Source organism: Zavarzinella formosa DSM 19928, from assembly GCF_000255705.1.
In the GTDB taxonomy this organism is placed as follows: domain Bacteria; phylum Planctomycetota; class Planctomycetia; order Gemmatales; family Gemmataceae; genus Zavarzinella; species Zavarzinella formosa.
In genome coordinates, this window is sequence record NZ_JH636440.1 from 742,425 (window position 1) to 748,630 (window position 6,206).

The 6,206-nt window shown below is 60.8% G+C and carries 4 protein-coding genes; 2 read left to right on the forward strand and 2 right to left on the reverse strand.

The genetic code is table 11. The annotated features are described in order from the left end of the window. Window positions 1-96: 96 nt before the first annotated feature. On the reverse strand, window positions 97-987 hold the full coding sequence (locus tag BGIM_RS57445) for a tetratricopeptide repeat protein (protein ID WP_020470427.1): 891 nt from the start codon (window positions 985-987) through the stop codon (window positions 97-99). A 276-nt stretch (window positions 988-1,263) separates the two neighbouring features. Between BGIM_RS57445 and BGIM_RS0114175 the strand changes: the two genes are divergently transcribed. Further along, a complete protein-coding gene (locus BGIM_RS0114175) occupies window positions 1,264-1,620 on the forward strand; it encodes a hypothetical protein (RefSeq protein ID WP_029630042.1) in 357 nt (118 codons plus the stop codon). Window positions 1,621-1,925: 305 nt separating this feature from the next. On the opposite strand, the gene BGIM_RS0114180 is transcribed toward BGIM_RS0114175, so the two are convergent. After that, window positions 1,926-2,105 (reverse strand): Flp family type IVb pilin, encoded by a 180-nt coding sequence (locus BGIM_RS0114180; protein ID WP_020470429.1) that lies wholly within the window; start codon window positions 2,103-2,105, stop codon window positions 1,926-1,928. 456 nt (window positions 2,106-2,561) lie between these two features. On the opposite strand from BGIM_RS0114180, the gene BGIM_RS0114190 reads away from it, so the two are divergent. After that, a complete protein-coding gene (locus BGIM_RS0114190) occupies window positions 2,562-5,660 on the forward strand; it encodes an FG-GAP repeat domain-containing protein (protein WP_020470431.1) in 3,099 nt (1,032 codons plus the stop codon). Window positions 5,661-6,206 lie beyond the last annotated feature (546 nt).

The following is a 6,206-nucleotide window of genomic DNA, read 5'->3' on the forward strand; positions in this document are numbered from 1 at the left end:
CGAGAAAAGATGTCGGGGGTATTTTGCGGGCGAATTTGCGGCCAACGGGAAATATCTATCAGCCATCGCCGATGGGTTTGGGCTTCCGCCATCGGTCTATTTCCATGTCATTCGGAAGGGCTTTTTGTCTTTGAATTCCTCAAGACGGGTTTGCATCGCGGCCTTGGATTGGGCCGCCTTGGTTAGTTCGATAGCCTTGGCCTGCCATTTGACGGCCGATGGGAAATCGCCCGCCTCGGCGTTGGCGGTGGCCAGGCCGGCCAGATACAGCGGGTTTTCGTAGCCGGTCAATTCACAAGCCTTTGTGGCGTCGGCGACAGCCTGTTTCCCGTCCCGGTATTTCGCCTCGGTGCAGGCGGCCAGCAGGTTCACCCGGTGGTGCAGGGCGTCCGGGTTTCCTGCGTCCACTCGAATGGCCTCGGTGTAGTCGGCCATTGCCTTGCCGTAATCGGCCTTGGCGGCCCAAGTCGCCCCCCGGACCCGCCAAGCCAACCCGTTCTTCGGATCAAGCCGGATCGCCTCGTCGAAGTCGGCCATTGCCTTCTCCTTGTCGCCTTTTCGCTTCCATGCGAACCCCCGGACGGAGCGGGCCTCGCTGTTTGCCGCCAGTTTCAGGTTCTCGTCGAGATCGGCGATGGCTTTGTCGAGGAGATTTTGATGGAACGCGATCTTGCCCTTGGCGAGCCATGCGGCCGCGTCTTTCGGGTCGGCGTCAATCTGTTTGGTGAGATGAGCGATGGCTTCCGTCAACGGCATGACCGCCGCCGGGTCGATCTTGCCGACCCGGCCGGTTGCGACAGTCAGCCCGTCGTTTGTGGACAGAACCGTGAGGCAGGCGCCGGGAGTCAGCCGGGCCGGTTCCCCCTTTGTCGGTTTGAGTTCGGCCGGGATCACCGTCACGACCACGTCGCCGACTTTGGGAGCGGCAAAGACACCCGTTCCCGTCATGAAAAGAAGAGAGGAGACGGACACGAGGAAAGGTTTCATCGGGGGTTGTCTCAAGCGGGATGATGGCCGGGCGACATTGTACCCTCGCAGGCGCTTGGCCCGCAAGAAAAAGCCCGCTTGTTCAGGGCCAATGGGCCGACGAGCAGGCATGTTGCCTTTTTGCGATTGCCTCGCTTTGACCGACGAGGGACAATAAAAGCAGGCGGATTAAGCGCGCCTTCCGCGTTTGGAATCCACCGAAGCCTTCCGCGCCTCCAATGAAGAGGCATCACCTCTTCGGTGGGGCCAATGGATTCCCCCCATCGGAGCATTCCCATGAAAGCGAAAAGCATCCAAGCCAGCGGCGTCATGACCAGTCCGGCGAGCGGGGCGACGCTGAATTACATCCTGAAGAAAAACGGCCGAGTGCTGGCGTCGGAAACCGGCCTCAAGGCACTCCCCGGCCGGCTCTTCGACATCCCGGCTCCGGCCATTGATTCGGGCGGTTCCTACACGATCACCCTCACCGGGGACAACGGCCCGGTGCAAGTGGGCCGCATCGGCGTCCGCGTCATCAACGCCGACGGCAGCGAAACCGTCATTGACTACCAGGATTCCCCGGCCGCCGTCCTCGACGCCGCCGACGGGTTCACCGAAGTGTCTTTCACCTTGGACACGCCGACTGCGGCGTAATGCCGGGGCCGGCCGGGTTTGCTTCCGGCCGGCCCCAATGGTGATGAATAGTGATGGTGATGAATATTGGCGGTTGCGGACGAAGTGAAAAAGCTTGGAGGCTGCCAGACATGATTTGTCCGGTTTCCAAACAGGCGGGCGAGTCTGCTTGTGTGATGGCCGGCATGATCGCCATGCCGACCTGTCCGTCACGATAAGACTACCCTCGCAATCGGTTGCGGACGCCACCGATCGTCCTCCACAGGGGGCAAGGAGGAATCAATTTCAAATACGTTGGAGCGGGAGTGAAGCTCTTGCCTGTCGGATCACGATGGGGTGATGGCGGCATTGACACTGGAGAATGTGCTGCTGGCGTTTTGGCCGAGTGTCGTGATGGCGGCGATGCACACCACAATAATCAGGGCCAACATCACGGCATACTCAACCGCCGTCGGGCCGTCTTCCTTCTTCATGAACGAAACAAATTTCTTGGTCAACTGACGCATGGGACACTCCAGAGAGGTGCCGATCAGCGGCTTGAGGATATGACGCCGGCCTTCGTCTGAACAGCCAACTGTCGCCGCCTTCGATTCCGATGTTAATCCAGTCAACGACCGAACGGAATACTTGTGAAGATGAATCGCTTCGATGAACCTGTCAAAATTTGCGAAAGGCCCGCAATTTCCCTGTTTTGCGCGAACGCTTTCAGATGATCCCATGATTATTTGCCCTGATCGAAAGCGGCGTTGGCCGCTTGGCGGCGAGCATGCCCTCTTGGTTTGGGGCTTTGGCTGCCGTGACTTCGCCCGGATCTCAGATTCCTTTCACATCCTCATTAAGAGCCGAGGCGAGTTTTTGGTCGAATTTGCCATCTGGGTAATTTCGTCATAGGGTCTGGCACGAGCTTTTTCGTTTCGACTCGCCCGCCATCATGCCGTCCGCATTCTTCGGAGAGTCGGGTTATGTTTCGTTTCGCACGCGCCAAGGCGCTCTCTCGGCGAACGCTTCGTATTGAAGAATTGGATGATCGCTCGCTTCCGAGTTTTGTGGCCGCCCCGAGTTATCCGGCCGGCCCGGCGGGCGGGGTCAGGAGCAACCCGGAGGCCATTGTTTCCGGTGACTTTAATCACGACGGCAAGATGGATGTCGCCACCGCCAACGAGGGGGCGGATGGAATCAGTGTCCTGCTCGGCTTGGGCAACGGCGCCTTCAGGCCGTCCGCGAACTTCCCAACCGGCAAACCCCCGACCAGCCTCATCATGGCTGATCTCAACGGAGACGGAACGCTTGACCTTGTCACCGTTAACAAGTCGGATGATTCCGTCACGGTTCTGCTCGGCAGCGGCACGGGTTCCTTCAAAGTGTCCGGCACATTTGCGGCCGGCAGTGGTGCGATGGCCGTGGCCGCCGGGGATCTCAACGGCGACGGGCACGTCGATCTGGCCGTCGCCGACAACAAGACCAACACGGTCACCGTGCTTTTGGGCGATGGCAAGGGGAAGTTTACCTCCGGCGGCACGATCACGGTCGGCAACAATCCAACATCGGTCGTGGTGGATGATTTCAACGGTGATCATCATCCGGACATCGCCACCGTCAGCGGCAGTTACGGCTATCTGGACATCAACCTGAACAACGGCGACGGCACGTTTGCCGCGGCGGTAAACCACACCACCGGTTTCAACGCCGGCACGGTCATCGTGGGGGATTTCAACGGTGACCATCAGCCGGACCTCGCCGTGGCCTGCGCGTACCCGTCGAACGATGGCGTGAGCATCCTGCTTGGCAACGGGGATGGCACATTTCAGACGTTCCATAAGTATGATGTCGGCGGCCAAACCCCGGCCGCCATCGTCGTGGCGGACCTCAACGGCGACGGGTTCCAAGACATCGTGACCGCCAATTCCCAGTTCGCCAACAACAGCGTCAGCTTCCTGCCGGGTGTCGGGGACGGCACCTTTGGAACCGCCTCTGTTTACACGGCCGGAGAAAGTCCGGAAGGGGTCGCGGTTGGCGATTTCAACGGCGACGGCGTGACGGACGTGGTGACCGCCGACAAAGGCACCCCGGTCGGGTCTGGCGCCCCCATCGGAACCGTGACCATGCTGCTCGGCAACGGCGACGGCACGCTGGTGGCCACCCCGGATCTGGTGTCGGACAGCCCCGGTCCGATCATCGCCACCGACCTGACCGGCGACGGCATCCCCGACCTGGCCGTTGTGACCACAAGCGTTTCGTTCGGCGGCATCACCTTGTTCCCGGGCCTCGGGGATGGAACATTCGGTCCCAAGTTACTGTCCCCGACCATTCACCAAGCCAACGATGTGGTGGTCGGCAAATTCGACACCGACATGTACAAGGATCTGGCGGTCGCCACGGCGGCTGGCGTCACCATCCTGCCCGGCGGCGCTGGCGGCGTTTTCGGAACCCCGGTCAACTACGCCATCTCGGGCATCGGGAAATGGGTCGCCGTGGACGACTTCAACGGCGACCACATATCCGATCTTGTTGTCGCCACCAACAACGGCGTGAGCATTCTGATTGGTGTCGGCGATGGCACCTTCGGCGCCCCGACAGCGGTGGCCGCGGGCGGGGTCGCCAGTTATGTGACGACCGGCGATTTCAACGGCGACGGCAAAAAGGATCTCGCCGTGGTCAACAGCGCCAGCACGGTCAGCATCCTGTTCGGGGCTGGCGACGGCACCTTCGGCGCCCCCGCTTCCTATCCCACCCGCACCGGTCCCGGTTTGGTCAGCACGGGCGATTTCAACCACGATGGCAAGACGGATCTGGCCGTGCCGACATTCTTCGGCGTCGGGGGCAATTCGGCGCTGGCGATCCTGATCAACGGGCTGGCCGGCAAGTTCACGCAGAAGGTGGAATACGCGACCGACTCCAAACCAACGGGCAGCCTGGTCGGCGATTGGAACGGCGACAACAAGGCCGACATCGCACTGGTCAACAACTTCGCGGACAACCTGTTCGTGTTCGGCGGCACCGGCGTTGGCACTTTTGGGGCGCCGACCAAATATGTGGTCGGGGACCGGCCGACCTGGCTGGCCAGCGCCGATTTCAACGGCGACGGCAAGCCGGACATGGCCGTGGTGAACAGCAATTCGGGAACCATCACCCTGCTGGAAACGCCGACGCCCGCCACGCATTTCCGCGTGAACGTCGTCCCCGGAAGCGTCACTGCCGGGAAGACCGTCCAAGTGGAAGTTTCAGCCCTCGACGCGGCCGGCCACCTGCTGCCCGCCTTCACCGGAATCGTCAACCTGACCAGCACGGACACAACGGCCACGCTTCCCGCCAAGTATGCCTTCACGGCGGCCGATCACGGCATCCACCGCTTCACGATGACACTCCGCAAGGCCGGTTCGCAGGACATCATCGCCCACTTCGGGGCTGTGACCGGCACGGGGACGGTTCAGGTCAATGCGACCGTGGCGACTCACCTGCAAATCGTCGCCCCCGTCAATCCGGTGGCCGGCACGCCATTCGACCTGACGGTGAAAGCCCTTGATGTGTTCGGCAACCCGGACCCCAGCTACGTCGGAACAATCCATCTCGTCACCACCGACAAGGCGGCCGGCATCACCCTGCCGACCGATTACACCTTCACCAGCGCCGACGCGGGCATCCACACCTTCACCGGCGAAGTCGCCCTGCTGACGGCCGGCCTCAAGACCATCACGGCCACCACCATTGGGGCGCTGACGGTCAAGGGCATCGCCTCGGTCACCGTCGTCCCCGGAGCGCTGCACGGATTCCTCTTGAGCGGCTTCCCCCTCACGGTGACCGCCAACTCGGCCCACACGTTCACGGTCACCGCCCAAGACGCCTACGGCAACACCATCACGAACTACCTCGGCGCCGTCCAATTCACCAACACCACCGGCGCCGCCTTGCTGCCCGCTCCCTACACCTTTACGGCCGCCAACAAAGGGAAGCGCCTTTTCACCGCCACTTTCCAAACCAAAGGCCCCGGCCAGTCGCTGACGGTGACAGACACGGGAGATTCGGGAATCACCGGCACGGAAACGGGGATCACGGTGACTTGATTGGTGAGTTTGGGACGAGTCATGGAGATTGGAAGAAGCCCCACACGCTACTCGCAAGAACGCGAGTTTCCTTTGCGATCAAACGACTCAAACCGGCCGGAGCTTTTTCGCGAGCAATGAGGTTACAGGGCATCGTGTTTCACGATTTGAAATCCGGTCAAAATGCGACCGAAAAGTGGCCTGAAAATGGTGGAAACTGCCCTCTGATCGACCATTTTTGGACAGTTGGACACCCACCCGACTGGTCAAAAACAGCGGGCCAACTGAACACCATTTTTCAAAACCCCCGGCAAATCGACACATCGCCTGATGATTTTGGAGTAATCCGGGGTCTTTTGGGGGCTTTTCTCATGGCCCATTTCAAACGCTCAAGGTTGATTCCAAGCCGGTTGAATTAGGCCAGGTGGCCCAATTGGTGATTTGGCCCAAATTTGGAAAGCGGGCCGGGTTGCTTCTCGATTTCACAGGAAGGATGCAAAGACCCAAACGAAGGATAACAAGAATCCGTGAAGCCGCGACGCGGAGTCTTCGCAGCGGAGCGCGGAC

Coding starts and splice junctions, on each gene's coding strand:
- BGIM_RS57445 (WP_020470427.1), bottom strand. CDS start 987: ATGAAACCTTTCCTCGTGTCCGTCTCCTCTCTTCTTTTCATGACGGGA.
- BGIM_RS0114175 (WP_029630042.1), top strand. CDS start 1,264: ATGAAAGCGAAAAGCATCCAAGCCAGCGGCGTCATGACCAGTCCGGCG.
- BGIM_RS0114190 (WP_020470431.1), top strand. CDS start 2,562: ATGTTTCGTTTCGCACGCGCCAAGGCGCTCTCTCGGCGAACGCTTCGT.
- BGIM_RS0114180 (WP_020470429.1), bottom strand. CDS start 2,105: ATGCGTCAGTTGACCAAGAAATTTGTTTCGTTCATGAAGAAGGAAGAC.